The sequence below is a fragment of the Desertimonas flava genome, assembly GCF_003426815.1.
GTDB classification, from domain to species: domain Bacteria; phylum Actinomycetota; class Acidimicrobiia; order Acidimicrobiales; family Ilumatobacteraceae; genus Desertimonas; species Desertimonas flava.
Genome location: NZ_QKYK01000008.1, coordinates 87123 through 104480 on the forward strand (window position 1 = coordinate 87123; position 17358 = coordinate 104480).

Consider the following 17358-nt stretch of genomic DNA (forward strand, 5'->3'; position numbering starts at 1 on the left):
CTCACGACGCCCTCTGCATGCGCGCCATGGTACGCCAGCGCCGAGTGCCGTTCGGACCGCCTCTGCGTCGGGCGGATGAAGCGTTTGTGAAATGTCGCTCGGCCCGCTGACGGCTGCGTCTGACGGGAGGTGCCTGGCACCTCCCGTCAGATGCGGGGTCTGATCGTTCAGTCCAGGTCGAACCGGTCGAGGTTCATCACCTTCGTCCACGCCTTCACGAAGTCGGCGACGAACTTGTCGCCGGCGTCGGCGCACGCGTACACCTCGGCGAGCGCACGGAGCTCGGAGTGCGACCCGAAGACGAGGTCGACGGCCGTCGCCGTCCTGGTGACCTCCCCGGAGGCCCGGCTCCGACCTTCGTAGACGTGCTCGGTGTTCGACGTGGACCAGACGGTGCCCATGTCGAGCAGATTGACGAAGAAGTCGTTGGTGAGCTGGCCGGGACGGTCGGTGAGCACTCCGTGGGCGGTCTTGCCGTGGTTGGCGCCGAGGGCACGCAGACCGCCGACGAGCACGGTCATCTCCGGCGGCGTGAGCGTGAGGAGGTTGGCCCGGTCGAGCATCAGCGTCTCGGGCGGCAACTTCTCGCCGGCCCGGACGTAGTTGCGGAAGCCGTCGGCCCGCGGTTCGAGCACGGCGAACGATTCGACGTCGGTCTGCTCCTGCGAGGCGTCGGTGCGACCCGGCGAGAACGGCACGGTGACGTCGTGGCCGGCGTCCTTGGCCGCCTTCTCGACCGCTGCGCAGCCACCGAGCACGATCAGGTCGGCGAGCGACACCTTGACGTTGCCGGACTGGGCACCGTTGAACTCCTGCTGGATCGATTCCAGGGCCGACAGCACGGTGGCCAACTCGGCCGGCTCGTTCACCTCCCAATCCTTCTGCGGGGCGAGACGGAGACGTCCGCCGTTGGCGCCGCCGCGCCCGTCCGTGCCGCGGAAGCTCGCCGCGGCTGCCCAGGCCGTCGAGACCAGCTGGGCGACGGTCAGGCCGGAGTCGAGGATCCGCGACTTGAGCGAGGCGATGTCGGCGTCGCCGATCAGGTCGTGGTCCACCGCCGGGACGGGGTCCTGCCACACCTGGACCTCGGAGGGCACCCACGGTCCGAGGTAGCGGGTGACCGGGCCCATGTCACGGTGCAGCAGCTTGAACCAGGCCCGTGAGAAGGCATCGGCGAGCTGGTCGGGGTTCTCGTGGAAGCGCTTGGTGATCTCGGCGTAGATCGGGTCGACGCGCAGCGCGATGTCGCTGGTGAGCATCATCGGCGCGTGGCGCTTGTCGGGGTCGTGGGCGTCGGGCACCGTCCCCTGGGCCTCGGGGTTCACCGGCGTCCACTGCTTGGCGCCCGCCGGACTCTCGGTGAGCTCCCACTCGTAGCCGTAGAGGTTGTCCAAGAAGCCGTTGTCCCATTTCGTCGGCTCGTTGGTCCAGGCCCCCTCGAGGCCGCTGGTGACGGCGTCGGCACCGATGCCCGTGCCCGACGGGTTGGCCCAGCCGAGGCCCTGGGCCTCGATCGGCGCGCCCTCGGGCTCGGGACCGATGTGGTCGGCGGAGTGGGCGCCGTGGGCCTTGCCGAACGTGTGCCCGCCGACGATGAGGGCGACGGTCTCCTCGTCGTTCATCGCCATGCGGGCGAACGTCTCGCGGATGTCGCGGGCCGAGGCCAGCGGATCGGGGTTGCCGTTGGGGCCTTCGGGGTTGACGTAGATGAGGCCCATCTGCACAGCGCCGAGTGGACCCGACAGCTCGCGGTCGCCGCTGTAGCGCTCGTCGCCGAGCCACGTGTCCTCAGGCCCCCAGAAGATCTCCTCGGGTTCCCACACGTCCTCACGCCCGAAGGCGAATCCGAACGTCGGCAGTCCCATCGATTCGATGGCGACGTTGCCGGCGAGCACGAGCAGGTCGGCCCAGGAGACCTTCTGACCGTACTTCTGCTTGACCGGCCACAGGAGGCGGCGTGCCTTGTCGAGGCTGGCGTTGTCGGGCCAGCTGTTGAGCGGGGCGAAGCGCTGCGACCCGTCGCTCGCGCCGCCCCGACCGTCGGCGATGCGATAGGTGCCGGCGGCGTGCCAGCTGAGCCGGATGAAGAGCGGGCCGTAGTGGCCGTAGTCGGCGGGCCACCAGTCCTGGGAGTCGGTCATGACCGCCGTCAGATCGGCCTTCAAGGCGTCGAAGTCGAGCGACTGCAACGCCTCCTTGTAGTCGAAGTCGGCTCCGAGCGGGTTGCCCCGCTCGGAGTGTTGGCGGAGCACGTTGAGGTCGAGCCGTTCGGGCCACCAGTCCTTGATGGTGTGTGGACGGGTCGCCTTCGGCGTCGGTGCCTCGATGGCTGGGTTCTCGCTCTCGGACATTTGCTTACCCCCAAGGTGGTGTGGTTGCGGAACGTGGCGTCGTTGCGTGGTGGTCGAGCCCGTGACGGGTCACGGACGTGCGGCTTCCAGGGCCTGGGCGCAGTCGGGACAGCGCCCCCAGTAGATGACCTCGGCCTCGTCGACGATGAAGCCCGAGGCGTCACCGGGGTCGAGGCATGGCGCGCTGCCGACGGCGCAGTCGACGTCGACGGTGCGGCCGCAGTCGCGGCAGATGAGGTGATGGTGGTTGTCGCCAACGCGGTCCTCGTAGCGTGCGGGCGATCCGGCGGGCTGGATGCGCCGGATCAGGCCGTTGTCGGCGAGGACGTTGAGGGCGTCGTAGACCGCCTGGCGCGAGATCGCCCCGAGCTCACCCCGGGCGTCGTCGGCGATGTCCTCGGCGGTGCCGTGGGGGCGTCGCGAGACGGAGCGCAGGACAGCGAGTCGCTGCGCCGTCACGTGCACACCGTGGCGTCGGAGGAGGCCAACCGGGTCGACGGTCACGACTTCCATACTCGGTCCAGTTCCGGACGGTGTCAACACCCTGTTCGAGGCTTCGCCGACGGATCGTCAGAGGACGATGCCGACGGATCGTCAGAGGACGATGCCGAGCAGGGCGGCGGCGGCGGCGACCCCGTCGCCGGCGTTGCCCGACGCCGCCGCCTCGTCGATGACGGCGAAGGCGCCCGGCGTGTCGAGGTCGTCGTCGAGACGGGCGCGCACGGCCTCGACGACGGCGTCGCCCGAGCCGCCGGCCTTGGCCGCCGCCCGCCACCGTTCGAGCTGGGAGAGCGACCGGTCCATCAGGTCGTCGTCCCACTCCCACTCGGTGCGGTAGTGGTGCCCGATGATGCCGAGGCGGATCGCCGCCGGATCCCACTCCTTGCGGAGGGCGTCGATGAACACGAGGTTGCCGAGGCTCTTCGACATCTTTTCGCCGTCCTTGGAGATGAGCGCGGTGTGCATCCAGTGCTGCACGAACGGCTCGCCGGTGGCGGCCTCGGACTGCGCCCGCTCGGACTCGTGGTGGGGGAAGATCAAGTCGGCCCCACCGCCGTGGAGGTGGATGGTGGAGCCCAGCTCGCGCAGGGCGAGGGCGCTGCACTCGATGTGCCAGCCCGGCCGGCCCGGCCCCCACAGCGTGTCCCACGACGGCTCGTCGGGGGCCGACGGCTGCCAGAGGACGAAGTCGAGCGGGTCGCGCTTGTTCGGGTTGTCGACGTCGCCGCCGCGCTCGCGGGCGAACGCCAGCATCTCGTCGCGGCTGTAGTGGCTGACGCTGCCGAACGACTGGAACTTCGAGACGTCGAAGTACACCGAGCCGCCGGCCTGGTAGGCGTAGCCGCGATCCATCACCATGCCGATGAAGCCGCGGATGTCGGGGATGGCCGACGATGCCCGGGGGCGGGCGGCGATCGGGAGGGCGTTGAGCGCCTCCATGTCGGCATCGAAACGGGCCTCCTCGGTGGCGGCCAGATCGAGGTAGTGGATGCCGAGCTCACGGGCCTTGGCGAACAGCGGGTCGTCGATGTCGGTGACGTTGCGCACGCACGTGACGCGGTGGCCGAGGTCGATGAGCCGCCGCTGCAGGACGTCGTAGGCGAGGAACGTCGCGGCGTGGCCGAGGTGCGTGGCGTCGTACGGCGTGATGCCGCACGTGTACATCAGGACGTGTTCGGGCGGGTCGAACGGGACGACTGCCAGGCGGGCGGTGTCGTAGAGGTGGATCATCGGGGGCGATGTCAGGCCGAGGCCGGTGACGGGTCCGACGTCGCAACGGCCTTGTCGTCGGCGACCTTGTCGGCGGCGTCCGCCGGCTGCGGCGCGGTCTCAGGCGGCGGCGTCTTGGCCCGCGGGTCACGCTTGATGCCGGTGAGCTTGGGTGCCACGCGGGCCTTGTACCGCACGTTCAGTTGCAACAGCACGGCGGTGAACGCCTCGATGGCCGTGGCGTTCGACAGCTCGCCGGCGTCGAGCGGGCGGCAGCCCGGGATGTCCGAGACGATGGCCGAGATCCGCTCGACGGCGTCCGCGTCGTCGCCGCAGATCAGCACGTCGGAGTCGATCGGCTCGCCGAGGTTGCCGAGCTCCTTGGCCGGCAGATGGTGGAACGCGGCGACCACCCGGCAGCCGGGCACCGCCGCCTGCACGTGGGCCGCGACCGACCCGCGCGGCGGGACGAGCGGCTGGAACTCGTGGCCCACCCGGACGAGGGCGTTGGCCATCGACACGACGATCTTGCCCCGCAGCGCCGATTCGTGCTCCTGGGCGGTGGTGGCCGCCGAGTCCCAGGGTGTGGCGATGACGACGATGTCGCAGTCGGCGGCCGCCACGTTGTCGCCGAAGTGCAGCTTGTCGCTGAGCGTCGGGAAGCGCTCGACCAGCGAGTCGACGGCCTCCATGGCGCGGTACTTCGATCGAGAGCCGATGACCGCGTCGTAGCCGATGCTCGCCAGACGAGCGGCGAGCCCGCTGCCGGCCGGACCGGTGCCACCAAGAATGCCGATGCGCATGGGCTGAGCTTTGCAGACGCAAGGACCCGAATCCCGATCGTCTTGGTCAGGTGCCGTCCAGGTACTCCGAGATAGTGCCAGGCACTATCTCGGAGCGGTGGGCCGGCGACTAGCGTCGGCGCCCATGACCGGGCTGCTGGCTGGCAAGAAGATCGTGATCACCGGGGTGCTCACCGACGCCTCGATCGCCTTCTCGACGGCGCGCATCGCCATCGAGGAGGGCGCCGACGTCGTGCTCACCGGGGCCGGGCGGGCCCTCAGCCTCACCCAGCGCACGGCCCGCAAGCTGCCGGGCGGCGCCGACATCCCGGTGCTCGAGCTCGACGTCACCGTGCCCGAGCACCTCACCGCGGTCCGCGAGGATCTGGCGTCGCGCTGGGGCCGCGTCGACGGCGTGCTGCACTCGATCGGCTTCGCGCCGCAGTCGCTGCTCGGTGACGACTTCATGGGCGCGACGTGGGAGGACGTGTCGGTCGCCCTGCACATCTCCACCTACTCGCTCAAGGCGCTGGCCGATGCCTTCGTGCCGCTGATGACCGAGGGTGGTTCGTTCGTCGGCCTCGACTTCGACAACTCGGTCACGTTCCCCGCCTACAACTGGATGGGCGTGGCCAAGTCGGCGCTGCAGAGCCTCAGCCGCTACCTCGCTCGCGAGCTCGGTCCCAAGGGCATCCGCTGCAACCTCGTCGCCGCCGGGCCGATCCGCACGATGGCGGCCAAGAGCATCCCTGGATTCTCGCTGTTCGAGGACATCTGGGACGGCCGGGCGCCGCTCGGCTGGGACATCAACGACCCGACGCCGGTCGGCAAGGCCTGCGTGGCACTGCTGTCGGACTGGTTCCCGGCCACGACCGGCGAGATCGTCCACGTCGACGGCGGCTTCCACTCGACGGGCGCCGCCGGGACACCTGCCGCCGTCGCCGATCTGGCCGCCCACGCGGCCGATTCCGCCGCCGCGGGCGACTCCGCGGCATCCTGAACACGTGAACCGACGAGACGTGCGGCGATGAATCGACTCGCGACCGAGACGTCGCCCTACCTCCGCCAGCATCGCGACAACCCCGTCGACTGGTACCCGTGGGGCGACGAGGCCTTCGCCGCGGCGCGCGAGCGTGACGTGCCGATCCTGCTGTCGGTGGGCTACTCGGCCTGTCACTGGTGCCACGTGATGGCCCACGAGAGCTTCGAGGACGCCGAGGTCGCCAACCTGATGAACGTCGCGTTCGTCAACGTCAAGGTCGACCGCGAGGAGCGTCCCGACGTCGACGCCATCTACATGGATGCCGTGCAGGCGATGACCGGCCGCGGCGGCTGGCCGATGACCGTTTTCCTGTCCCCCACCGGCGAGCCGTTCTACGGCGGCACGTACTTCCCGCGCGACACGTTCGTGAAGCTGCTCGCCGCGGTGTCGTCGGCATGGCGCACCAAGCGCGACGACCTGCTGAAGAACACCGGCAAGCTGCGCGAGACGATCTCGCGCAGCGCCCGCGCCAAGGCCGGCGACAAGGACCCGCCCGAGCAGCTGATCCCGGCGACCGTCGCCGGGCTGGCCAAGGCGTTCGACCAGACGTGGGGCGGCTTCGGCCAGGCGCCGAAGTTCCCGTCGACGATGAGCCTCGACCTGGTGCTCACCGAGCTGCTGTACCGGGCGCCCACCGACGCGGCCGTCGCCCCGCTCACCACCGTGCTCACCACGTCGCTCGACGCGATGGCGTCGGGCGGGATGTACGACCACATCGGCGGCGGCTTCGCCCGCTACTCGGTGGACGAGAAGTGGCTCGTGCCCCACTTCGAGAAGATGCTCTACGACCAGGCCCTCCTCGTGCGCCTCTACGCCCGGGCGGCGTCGGCGCTGGCCGATCGGTTCGACACGTCGCGCTGGAAGCAGGTGGTCACCGAGACCGTGGGCTACGTGCTGCGCGAGATGACCCAGCCCGACGGCGGGTTCTCGTCGGCGCAGGACGCCGATTCACCCGGCCCCGACGGCCACGGCCACGAGGGCTTGTTCCACACCTGGACGCCCGACGAGGTGCGCGCCGTGCTCGGGGACGGCCCCGACACCGACGCCGTGCTCGACTGGTACGGCATCACCGACGAGGGCAACTTCGCCGAACCGGGCAAGCCCAGCCGATCGATCCCTACCCGGCTCGAACAGCGCGGGCAGTTCCTCCGCCCGCCGCACATCGAGGCGGCCCGGGCCCGGCTCTACGAGGCCCGCTGGCATCGTCCGCATCCGGGGCTCGACGACAAGGTGCTCACGGAGTGGAACGGGCTGATGATCGCCGCGCTGGCCGAGGCCGGGGCGCTCTTCGGCGAGCAGTCGTGGATCGACGCGGCGGCCAAGGCCGGGCGCTTCCTGCTCGACAACCTGCGCGACGGCGACCGGCGGTGGTTCCGCGTGTGGCATGCCGACGGGCAACCCCGCGCCCGCCACCAGGCGCTCGCCGCCGACCACGCCACGCTGCTCGACGCCTTCACCAGGCTGGGCGAGGCGACCGGCGAGGCGAACTGGATCTACGAAGCGATGGACATGGCCGACACCCTGCTCGACCATTTCTGGGATCCGGGTGAAGGCGGCCTCTACACCACGCCCGACGATGGTGAGCGCCTGATCGCCCGTCAGAAGGATCTGTTCGACAACGCCACGCCGTCGGCCAACTCGACCGCGGCGGTGGCCCTCGTGCGCCTCGCCGCGCTCACCGACGAGCAGCGTTACGCCAACCACGCCGACCGCATCCTGCAGCTGATCGGCCCGATGGTGCCGCGTGGGGCGAGCGCGTTCTGCAACGCCCTCGCTGCGCTGGCCCTGCGCACGCGCGGCATCAAGGAGGTCGCCGTCGTCGGCGATCGGCCCGACCTGGTGGCCGTGGTCCGCGAACGGTGGCGGCCGAACGTCGTGCTGGCGTGGGGCGAGCGCTACGACTCGCCGCTGTGGGAGAACCGCACCGACGGCTTGGCCTACGTGTGCGAGCACTTCACGTGCCAGGCGCCCCAGGACTCCCCCGACGGCCTGCGCGCCCAGCTCACCTGATCCCGACCCCCCGCTCGTCATACCGTCGAAACCCGGCTAGCGTCGGTCGTGGAGGGCGCGCCATGACCACCGACACCTCGACACGTACCGACGGCGAGCGAGTTCCCCGGCGCCAGGCCGACAAGTTCGCCGAACGCCGGCGCCAGCTGGCCGAGTCGGCGCTCGCCACGCTGTCCGAGCTGGGCTATGCCCGCACGAGCCTGCGCGACATCGCCTATCACTCGGGCTTCACCCACGGCGTCCTGCACTACTACTTCCGGGACAAGGCCGACCTGATCGCCCAGGGCGTGCGCCAGTACAACGAGCGGTGCGTCACCCGTTACGACGACATCCTGGCCACCGCCACCACCGCCGACGAGCTGCGCGAGGGCTTCGCCCTGCGCATGGCCGACACGCTCCTCAACGAGACCGAACAGCACCGCTTGTGGATCGATCTGCGCACGCAGAGCCTGTTCGACCCGTCGTTCCGCGACGCGATCGTCGAGATCGACGCCGCCCTCGAGCAGATGATCTGGAAGATCCTCACGCGCTACGCCGAGCTCGACGGCATGACCCTGGCCGTGTCGCCGCCGTTCGCCTACGCCCTGTTCGACGGCATCTTCCAGATGGCCCTCGTCAGCCACATCGGCGGCGACGAGAACGCCACCGACACGATGACCGGCCAGATCAACACGGCCCTCGCCCTCCTCAAAGCCGGCGCCGGCGTCACCGTCTGACCCCTGACGCGATCCGACCGGTCAGAGGAGGCCGGCGCGGTCGAGGACGGCGTCGAGGCGGCGAGCGACGTCGTCGGTCGCCGGCATCATCGGGAGGCGGTGCTCGTTGTTGGGCAGCACGCCGAGGCGGCACATCATGTACTTCACCGGGATCGGGTTGGTGTCGTAGAACACCGCCCGGTTCAGCTCGAACAGCTCCTGGTGCAGCTTACGGGCCTCGGCGAACGTGCCGGACACGACGCTCTCGTAGAGGGCGACGATCTTGTGCGGCACGATGTTGGCGACGGCGTTGACCATGCCGCTGGCACCGAGGGCGAGCATCGGGTAGCTGAGCTCCTCGAGGCCAACGTGCACCCGGAACTCCGGGCCGAACCGCACGAGCGCTTCGGTGACCAGGCCGAGGTCGGCGACGGCGTGCTTCATGCCGACGAGGTTCGGGGCGGCGTCGACGATGGCGGCGAGCGTGTCGATGTCGACACCGACGGCGGCGCGGCCGGGGATGTGGTACACGAGCACCGGGATGTCGACGCGTCCGGCGACGTCGGTGAAGTAGGCGACGAGGCCGCGCGCCGGCGGGCGGATGTAGTAGGGCGTCACGACGAGCACGGCGTCGGCACCGGCGGCCGCGGCGTGCGTGGTGAGCTCGACGGTCTCGGCGTGCGACTGGTTGCCGGTGGCGACCACCACCTGGCAGCGACCGGCGGCCGCGGCGATGGCGGTCTCGGCGAGGGCCTTGCGTTCGTCGAGGGTGAGGACGCTCGGTTCGCCGGTGGTACCGCACACGACGACGCCGTGGCTGCCGGCGTCGACGTGCCACTCGACGAGGCGGCCGTACGTGTCGAGGTCGACGGCGCCGTCGCGGAAGGGCGTGACGAGTGGAGGCAGCGAACCGCGCAGCGCGGCAGGAGCGAGCGGGATCATCCGCCGGCCGTTCCGACGGTCGCCGGCCGAAGCGCGCGATTGGTGGCGAAGCCGTCCTCGCTGCCCAGCACGCGTGGCGGGTGCTTGAGGTTCTCCTGCCAGAGCAGCGACTCCATGGCGATGTTGAGCGGCTGGTCCTGGATGGTCAGCTCGTAGACACGGTCGCCGTCGTCGGAGGCGTGGTGGTGGATCATCCAGCCCGGTGCGGTGAGCATCAGGTCACCGGCGCCCCACTCGTAGCGCTTGCCGCCGACGCGGCTCCAGCCGCTGCCGTGGAAGAAGTAGTTGATCGCCGCCGACACGTGCCGGTGGGGCCGGTCGACGATGCTCGGCGGGCGGATGGTGATGGTGGCGAAGAACGACGGCGTGGTGCCGTTGGTGCGTCCGGTCAGCGGGTTGTACAGGAGGTACAGGCGGCGTCCGATGTAGGTGTCGCCGAGCGCCTCGAGCTGGTCGAGGTGGGACTTCACGCCCTCCCAGGGCCACACCAGCGCAGGTGACGGCAGCGACGGCGGGTTGATCAGTGTCTCGTAGGGCATCAGCATCGCCCGGTCGGCGAGCTCGAACGTGCCGAACGGGCTAGTGCGCCGAGCATCGCCAGCCTCGTCGGCCGCGTCGGCCGCGTCGTCCTCCGACGCGCCGTCCGGAAATGCGTCGGGCCGCGCCTCGGGCATCTCGGCGAGGTCCTCGACGAGATGCACGTTCATCTTCTCGAGCAGCGGGGCGTTGGAATAGGTGAAGCGCACGAACGGCTCGTCGCCGGTGTTGGTCACCGTGTAGGGCCGCCACGACGGGTGGTTCCACGCGTCGTAGCGGCCGACGTCGTGGACGGTGTCGCCGATGCGCACACGGCCGGTGCCGGCGATGGCGAACCCCACCTGCGTCGACGTGTGGCGCCTCGGCGTGGTGGACTCGCCGGGGAGCAACACGTCGAGCGAGACGCGGATGCCGGGGGCCAGTGAGGGCGACGACTCGGGTGCCCGGGGATGGGTGAACAGTGACGAGCGGCGCCCGTCGGCGGGGCGCTCGATGTCGCAGAGCCGGGCGATCTCGGCGGCGATCTCGTCGCCGCGGAAGATGACCGGCTGCCAGTAGTCGGGCTCGCCCGGTGCGGGCGCGCCGCTGACGTCGGTGAAGAACGGGCGGGGGTCGCTCATGCCGCGCCTCCGACGAGCTGCTGGAACAGTCGTGGCGCGGCCTTGACCGGCGACGGGAACGGTCGCCCGCCACCGGCGGCTCGCACCCGCTCCAGCACCAGCGCGCCGACAGCCACGTCAGCCAGGCCCGAGCCCATCGCCTTGAACACCGACACGCCGGCCGGCCGGGCGGCGCCGCTCGCGACGACGGCCGACAGCGGCACGACGTCGTCGGCGAAATCGAGCTCGGCCGACAGCGTGGTGGCGGCCGCCGGGCTGTCGGACACGACGAGCGACGCCACCTTCACCACCGACGGGGCGAGCTCACGCCGTTCCGGGGTGATCGCGCCGATGGCGTTGACGTGGGCGTCGGCGATGAGCACCGAGTTGTCGAGTACCGCGTCGGTGGCCCGCGTGGCGGTCGTGACGACGCCGGCGCCGTCGGCGGCCTCGGCGACCGAGCGGCAGTCCACGACGTGCACGCCGGGCAGGCGTTCGGCGACGGTGTGGCAGAAGCGCTGGCGGTTCTCGGCCGTGGGGCTGAACGCGCGCACCTCGCGGAGCGGCCGCACCGCGGCGACGGCGGCCACCTGGGCCAGGGCCTGCTTGCCGGTCCCGACGATGGCCAGCACGTCGGCCGACGGCGGGGCCATGGCGTCGGTGGCGACGGCGGACACCGACGCCGTGCGCAACTGGCCGAGGGCGAAGGCCTCGACGACGGCGAGCAGCGTGCCGGCCGCGGAATCCCAGAGCACGAGCAGCGGGGACGCCCCGCCCGGGGTGTGGGCCCACGTCTTGGTGCCGGTGATGCCACCGGTCACGCCGCCGAGCGCGTGCAGGGTGGCCTCTCCCCCGCCGGCCGCACCGTCGACGCCGTACGTGACGGCCGTCTTCTCCAGCGTCACGGCTTCGGGTGCGGCGAACGCCGCGTGCACGGCGGCGCGGGTGTCGGTGAGATCGACCGCGGCAGCGACGTCGGCCTCGGTGATCCAGAGAGGATCGCTCATCGTTGGGAGACTCCTTCGTCAGCGAAGATCGACGGGACGGGTGGCTGCAGGCGGCAGGCGGCCGAGACGACGGCGTGGGCGACGAAGCGGCCGGTGAGCAGGGCGACGCCGGATGCGGTGGCGTCGTCGGACGCGGCAACGAGCGCGTCGAGGGCTTCGGCCGCGAGGTCCTGCGGTCCCGAGATAGTGCCAGGCACTATCTCGGGAGCACCCCGTAGCGCGTCGCAGGCGGCGAGCACGAAGCGCTGTGTGGCGACGACCACCGGCGGGGCGTCGAGCGTCTCGGGGTCGAGGCGTTCGATCGCCGCCACCCACTCGGCGCCGAGGCCGAGGGCGACGGCGAGCCGTTCGTGCTGGTGCCGCTCGTAGGTGTTGTCGAGACGCGTGGCGGCGGTGAGGGCCACCGTCTCGGCCAGCTCGGGGCCGAGCGACCGCTTCAGCGACTCCGTGAAGGCATCGAAGTGGACGAGCGCCTCGGGCTGGTGCGCCATGTGGGTGAAGAAGCCGCCCAGATACCCGAGGCGCTCGTACCGGGCCCGCAGCGCGTCCTGGAGGGGCTCGGCCAGGTCGTCGAAGGCGATCGGTGTGATGGTCACAGCAGCGCCGCCATCGACGTGGGAACGAGCCCGGCGTCGTAGATCGCCCGCTTGCCGGCGAAGCGCAGCCCGGCCGCGGTGACGACGACGATGTCGTCGTAGGTGCCGGCGCATTGGACGCGCGTGTCGGCGCCCTCGATCGTCTCGAGGAGCAGGAAGCTCGCCGTCGTCTCGAGCCGGTCACCAGTGCCGCCACCGACGGGTCGCACGGCGGTGATCACGTGGCGAGTGATCCGCCGGGCGAGGAACTGCGTGGTGACGAGGGCGTCCACGCGGTCGGCGAGCATGCCGCGGCTCTCGCAGCGGATCGTGGCCAGGGGCAGGCCGCGTTCGACGTTCTCGAGGGGCACCACCACGTAGCTGGCGTCGTCGATGAACAGGTCGAGCCAGGCGGCGTGATCACCGGCGTCGAGCGCGGCGGCGTAGTCGTCGTAGAGGGCGCGCACCTCCTCGGCGTCGAACGTCCCCCAGGGCACCCTCGCCCGCACCTTCCCGCTCACGTCGATCACAGTCCCATCACGTGCCGGTAGTGAGCGTAGAAGGCCCGGATCGCCACCTCGGTCACCATGTGTTCGGTGTCGTCGAGGTCGGCGCCGCCCATGTCGAGCAGGGCGTCGTGATCCTCGCCGGCCTCGGCGCCGATCTGGGCCAGCCGCATCACCTCGCTGTCGTCGATCGACACCAGCCCGGCCGGCCCCATCAGGTTGGCCTGGCGCAGGCGGCGGGTGTGCATGGCCTCGTCGTCGTCGGCGTAGCCGAAGTACGTCCAGTGCAGCTCGAAGTTGCCGACGCCGCGCGGCACGAGCTGACGCATCGCCAGTGTGTTGGACTGCTGCTGCACGATGAGGTTGGGCCAGACCGTCTGCATCACGACCGTGGCGCTGCCGGGGAACTCGCGCACCGGGTCGAGGAGTCTGGGGTCGCGTAGCTCGAGGTCGTGCTGGACGCGGGCGATGTCGTCGGTGCCGACGACGGCGCGCTGTTCGGACCGCTGCGACACCAGCACCGAGTGCTGGCCGGTGGGGTCCATCTGCGTCTTCGACGGGTTGTCGGCGCGGAACAGACCGAACGTGACGAGGAAGACGTGCAGCAGGCTGGCGTGGTACGGGTCCTTGATGTTCTCGAACATCAGCTTCCAGTTCGCCGGCACGGTCTGGCGCTGGTAGCCGAGCACGCGCAGCGGTCGGCCGTCGAAGACGCGGTCGAACCAACCGATGTTCGTCGTGCCGAGGTACTCCTCGAACGGCGGCGTCTCCGCGCTTCGGGTGGCGAAGACCACGCCGTGGCGTTCCGTGACCCGCAGCTGTTCGAGCCCGTGGGCGCTGTTGTCGAAGTCGGCGGGCATGCCACCGTGGCCACCGACGCCCTTCTTGAAGGGGATGCCGAGCAACCGGCCGTCCGATGCGTAGCTCCACTGGTGGTACGGGCAGGTGAACGTCGTGGCGTTGCCGGCGGCCTGATGGCAGAAGGCGACGCCGCGATGGGCGCACCGGTTGACGAGCACGTGGATCTCCCCGCGACGCGATCGCGTGACGATCACCGGGAGCTCGCCGACGCTCGTGCGGACGAAGTCACCCGGCTCGGGGATCTCGGCGCTGAGGGCCACGTAGTTCCACGACGGCCCGGAGAAGATGAGGTCGAGCTCGCGCTGGTAGAGATCGGCGTCGGTGTACACCCAGTACGGGACGCGGGTCGTCAGCGAGGACGGCCACGACCCGGCAAGTTCTGCTGTCGGGAAACTCATTCTGGGCTCGAAGGTACTACACGGGCCTCGCAGAATCGACTCCCAGGGCGCGCCGACGCGACTCACGGTTGGTGCCCGGCACCAACCGTTACCAACCGTGAGGTCCTCGGTTCAGCCGATGTCAGCCGAGTCCGGCGGCGCCGGCGTAGGCGGGCAGCGCCGGCTGGCCGCCGAGATGGCAGTAGAGGACCCGGCTGCCCGCCGGGATCTCGCCGCTGCGCACCATGCCGATCAGCCCGGCCATCGACTTGCCTTCGTACACCGGGTCGGTGAGCATCCCCTCGGTGCGGGCGGCGAGATGGATCGCCTCGATCGTCGTGTCGTCGGGGATCCCGTACGCCGGCCCGGCGTATCCCGGCACCACCACGATCTCGCCGGTTTCGAGCTGGCGGCCCACGCCGATCGTGTCGGCCGTCGAACGGGCGATGCGCGCCACCTGCTCCGTCGTCTGCTCGAGTGTCGCCGACGCGTCGATGCCGATCACGCGGCGATCGCGCCCGTCGCGGCGGTCCTCGAGGGCGAAGCCGGCGATCATCCCGGCGTGGCTCGACCCGGTCACGGTGCACACGATCACGTGGTCGAAGAAGACGCCGAGCTGCGCCTCCTGCTCGGCGACCTCGACGGCCCAGTTGGCAAAGCCGAGGCCGCCCAGCGGATGGTCGGAGGCGCCGGCGGGGATGGCGTACGGCTTGCCGCCGGCGTCCTCGACCGATGCGATGGCCGCCTTCCAGCTGTCACGGATGCCGATGTCGAACCCGGAGCTGTCGATGCGTACGTCGCCGCCCATGATGCGCGTCAGCTGGATGTTGCCGACCTGGTCGTACAAAGGGTCGGGCCACTCGACCCAGTGCTCCTGGACGGTCACGCAGCCGAGGCCGAGGTGGCGGGCGACGCCGGTGACCTGCCGGGTGTGGTTGGACTGGATGCCGCCGATGGAGACGAGCGTGTCGCAGCCCGTGGCCAGCGCCTCGGCGACGAGGTACTCGAGCTTGCGGACCTTGTTGCCCCCGAAGGCGATGCCCGAGTTGCAGTCCTCCCGCTTGGCCCAGATCTCGACGCCGCCGCCGAGGGCCGCCGACAGCCGCGGCAAGGGGTGGACGGGCGACGGGCCGAACAGCAACGGGTGGCGCGGGAAGTCAGACAGTTCCATCGGGTGCAATATATTGCATACCGGAGTGCGTGAGACAAGACGGCGGCGGGCAAGATGGGGGCGATGCCGATCCCCACGGACTCCCCCGCCCTGGACCGCGGCCTGCTGCGCGACGACGTCTACCGGCGCCTGCGTGACGCCATCATCGACGGTACGTTCGGCCCTGGCGAGCAGCTGCGCGACCTGGAGGTGGCCGAGTGGCTCGGCGTCAGCCGCACGCCCGTTCGCGAGGCGCTGCTGCGCCTCGCCCAGGCCGGGCTCGTCATCGCCCAGCCGGGCCGCTCCACCATCGTCGCCCCGCTCGATCAGCGGGCCTGCCGTGAAGCCCGCGACGTGGTCGCCGCGATGCACGAGCTCGCCGTGCACGAAGCCGTGCCGTCGATGACCACGGCCGACGTCGACGAGATGCGCGCCGCCAACGAGCGCTTCGAGCGGGCCATCGAGCGCGGCGACGTCGATGCCGCCCTGCGCGCCGACGACGAGCTGCACGCCGTGCCGGTGACGATCGCCGCCAACCGGGCGTTGAGCGCCGTGCTCGACCAGTTCTCTCCCCTGGTGCGCCGGGCCGAGCGTCTGCGCTTCGCGTCGAGCCACGCACGCGAGTCCGTCGTGCGCCACGCCGAGCTGATCCGCCTCTGCGCGGCAGGTGACGCCGCCAAGGCATCGGCGCTCGCCTTCGACACGTTCTACGGCCTGTCATCCGAGGGTGGGGACGACTGATCGACGACGACCGATCGCCGACTGATCGGCCCGGGCGGGATCCGCCGGCGCCCTACAGCCCGGCGAGGAACTCGAGCAGGGCGGCGTTCACCTCGGCCGGGCACTCCTGCTGGACCCAGTGGCCGGCGCCGTCGAGCAGCACCGACCCGCGATGGTCGGCGAGCCAGCCGTCCATCTTGCGCACCGGCGTGATGGTGAGTACGGGGTCGGCCGTTCCGCCGATGAAGAACGACGGCACCGACACGCCGACGCCGGCGAGATGCGGCGTGAGCTCCCAGTTGCGGTCGAAGTTGCGATACCAGTTGAGGCCGCCGGTGAACCCGGTGCGCCGGAACGTGTCGGCATACACGGCGACCTCCTCCTCGGTGATCCAGTCCGGCAACTCGTCGGGCTCGATCATCCGCTCCACGAAGCCGCGACCGTCGTCGGCCGACGGATCGAACGACTCCCCCTCGGGCGCTGACGCCGCCCGCTGCACACCGCTCGGGGCGAACAGCCGCCGCATCGTCGTGGCCGGATCGGCGTCGAGGTCGGCGTCGGCCACACCCGGTTCCTGGAAGTACACGATGTAGAAGAACGAGCCGGCGAAGCGTTCACGCATCAGGCCGATCGGCGGCGCCAGCGCCCGCCGCTGGAACGGCACGCTCAGCGCGGCCACCCCACGCAGCCGCGAGGGATGCAGCAGGCTCAACTGCCAGACGACCATGGCGCCCCAGTCGTGGCCGATGAACACGGCCTGGGCGTCGGGGCCGTCGATGGCGTCGACGAGGCCGACGAGGTCGTCGGTGAGGTGGAAGATGTCGTAGTCGGCGATCGCCTCGGGGCGGCTCGATTCCCCGTAGCCACGCATGTCGGGGGCGACGACGTGGTAGCCGGCGGCGGCCAGCGGGGCGATCTGGTGCCGCCACGAGTAGCTCAGTTCGGGGAAGCCGTGCACGAGCACCACCAGCGGTCCGTCGGCCGGCCCGGCCTCGCGCACGAACAGCTCGACGCCGTTCGTGGCGATCGTCCGTGTCCGTTGCTCGCTGTCGCCCATCAGTCCTCCTCGTCGCCCGGCGCCCATCCTGGCGGCGCCAGTTCGAACGACTCGAAGCGGAACGGCGGCGCCACCGTGCAGCCGACCAGCGAGAACCCCGCCGCGCCCCCGGGGAGCGGCGTGGCCGCCTGCCAGGCGCTCGCCGGCACGATGAGCTGCGGCCGCTCCCCCGCCGCCACGTCGGTGCCGAGGACGTCCCGTCGCACGCCGACCCCGTCGTCGGAGATCGCCAGCTCGAGCGGGTCGCCGAGAGAGAAGTGCCAGATCTCCACGCCGCCGTGCACGCGGTGCCAGTGCGATCGCTCGCCGGACTCGAGCAGGAACCAGATCGCCGTGCTCGCCTCGTCTCGCCACGTCTCCGCGTACCAGCCACCCTCGGGGTGCGGCTCGAGTCCGAGCAGTTCGATCAGAGCGGCGGCATCCGGTGTGTGGCTCAT

The 17358-nt window shown here is 70.7% G+C and carries 16 protein-coding genes and 1 pseudogene; 4 read left to right on the forward strand and 13 right to left on the reverse strand.

The window, feature by feature from the left end; all coding sequences use genetic code 11:
• Window positions 1–167: 167 nt before the first annotated feature.
• The 4 genes from katG to npdG form a co-directional block, all read right to left on the reverse strand.
• Window positions 168–2351, reverse strand: a complete 2184-nt coding sequence (gene katG / locus DN771_RS11810; RefSeq protein ID WP_116997582.1) for a catalase/peroxidase HPI — start codon at window positions 2349–2351, stop codon at window positions 168–170.
• Between the two features lie 69 nt (window positions 2352–2420).
• Window positions 2421–2810, reverse strand: a complete 390-nt coding sequence (locus tag DN771_RS11815) for a Fur family transcriptional regulator (protein WP_276113682.1) — start codon at window positions 2808–2810, stop codon at window positions 2421–2423.
• Window positions 2811–2945: 135 nt separating this feature from the next.
• Complete coding sequence (locus DN771_RS11820) at window positions 2946–4082, reverse strand: cysteine--tRNA ligase (protein ID WP_116997584.1); 1137 nt, start codon at window positions 4080–4082, stop codon at window positions 2946–2948.
• An 11-nt stretch (window positions 4083–4093) separates the two neighbouring features.
• On the reverse strand, window positions 4094–4864 hold the full coding sequence (npdG, locus tag DN771_RS11825) for an NADPH-dependent F420 reductase (RefSeq protein ID WP_116997585.1): 771 nt from the start codon (window positions 4862–4864) through the stop codon (window positions 4094–4096).
• Window positions 4865–4988: 124 nt separating this feature from the next.
• On the opposite strand from npdG, the pseudogene fabI reads away from it, so the two are divergent.
• The 3 genes and pseudogenes from fabI to DN771_RS11840 all read left to right on the forward strand — a co-directional run.
• A pseudogene (gene fabI, locus DN771_RS11830) lies at window positions 4989–5762 on the forward strand (enoyl-ACP reductase FabI); the annotation flags it as partial.
• Between the two features lie 108 nt (window positions 5763–5870).
• Window positions 5871–7895, forward strand: coding sequence for a thioredoxin domain-containing protein (locus tag DN771_RS11835; protein ID WP_116997587.1), 2025 nt, complete (start codon window positions 5871–5873; stop codon window positions 7893–7895).
• A 62-nt stretch (window positions 7896–7957) separates the two neighbouring features.
• Window positions 7958–8611 carry a TetR/AcrR family transcriptional regulator gene (locus DN771_RS11840; RefSeq protein ID WP_116997588.1) on the forward strand — a complete coding sequence of 218 codons (654 nt, stop codon included), beginning with the start codon at window positions 7958–7960 and terminating at the stop codon, window positions 8609–8611.
• A 21-nt stretch (window positions 8612–8632) separates the two neighbouring features.
• Here the strand turns inward: DN771_RS11840 and dapA are convergent, their stop codons facing one another.
• From dapA to DN771_RS11875, 7 genes are all read right to left on the reverse strand, one after another.
• A complete protein-coding gene (gene dapA / locus DN771_RS11845) occupies window positions 8633–9532 on the reverse strand; it encodes a 4-hydroxy-tetrahydrodipicolinate synthase (RefSeq protein WP_116997589.1) in 900 nt (299 codons plus the stop codon).
• A complete protein-coding gene (locus DN771_RS11850; RefSeq protein ID WP_116997590.1) occupies window positions 9529–10689 on the reverse strand; it encodes a cupin domain-containing protein in 1161 nt (386 codons plus the stop codon). Before DN771_RS11850 ends, dapA begins: the two co-directional genes overlap by 4 nt.
• Complete coding sequence (locus DN771_RS11855; protein ID WP_116997591.1) at window positions 10686–11675, reverse strand: ornithine cyclodeaminase family protein; 990 nt, start codon at window positions 11673–11675, stop codon at window positions 10686–10688. Before DN771_RS11855 ends, DN771_RS11850 begins: the two co-directional genes overlap by 4 nt.
• Window positions 11672–12271: a hypothetical protein gene (locus DN771_RS11860; protein ID WP_116997592.1), complete on the reverse strand. Its 600-nt coding sequence runs from the start codon at window positions 12269–12271 to the stop codon at window positions 11672–11674. Before DN771_RS11860 ends, DN771_RS11855 begins: the two co-directional genes overlap by 4 nt.
• Window positions 12268–12771: an aromatic-ring-hydroxylating dioxygenase subunit beta gene (locus tag DN771_RS11865; protein WP_162941840.1), complete on the reverse strand. Its 504-nt coding sequence runs from the start codon at window positions 12769–12771 to the stop codon at window positions 12268–12270. The genes DN771_RS11860 and DN771_RS11865 overlap by 4 nt, the downstream gene beginning before the upstream one ends.
• A 5-nt stretch (window positions 12772–12776) precedes the next feature.
• Window positions 12777–14015 (reverse strand): aromatic ring-hydroxylating dioxygenase subunit alpha, encoded by a 1239-nt coding sequence (locus DN771_RS11870; protein WP_116997594.1) that lies wholly within the window; start codon window positions 14013–14015, stop codon window positions 12777–12779.
• Between the two features lie 121 nt (window positions 14016–14136).
• Complete coding sequence (locus DN771_RS11875) at window positions 14137–15165, reverse strand: 1-aminocyclopropane-1-carboxylate deaminase (protein ID WP_116997595.1); 1029 nt, start codon at window positions 15163–15165, stop codon at window positions 14137–14139.
• Between the two features lie 63 nt (window positions 15166–15228).
• Here DN771_RS11875 and DN771_RS11880 point away from each other — a divergent pair, with 63 nt between their 5' ends.
• Window positions 15229–15885 carry a GntR family transcriptional regulator gene (locus DN771_RS11880; RefSeq protein ID WP_116997596.1) on the forward strand — a complete coding sequence of 219 codons (657 nt, stop codon included), beginning with the start codon at window positions 15229–15231 and terminating at the stop codon, window positions 15883–15885.
• A gap of 52 nt (window positions 15886–15937) precedes the next feature.
• Here the strand turns inward: DN771_RS11880 and DN771_RS11885 are convergent, their stop codons facing one another.
• Window positions 15938–16921 (reverse strand): alpha/beta fold hydrolase, encoded by a 984-nt coding sequence (locus DN771_RS11885; protein ID WP_116997597.1) that lies wholly within the window; start codon window positions 16919–16921, stop codon window positions 15938–15940.
• Window positions 16921–17358 carry a cupin domain-containing protein gene (locus DN771_RS11890; RefSeq protein ID WP_116997723.1) on the reverse strand — a complete coding sequence of 146 codons (438 nt, stop codon included), beginning with the start codon at window positions 17356–17358 and terminating at the stop codon, window positions 16921–16923. Before DN771_RS11890 ends, DN771_RS11885 begins: the two co-directional genes overlap by 1 nt.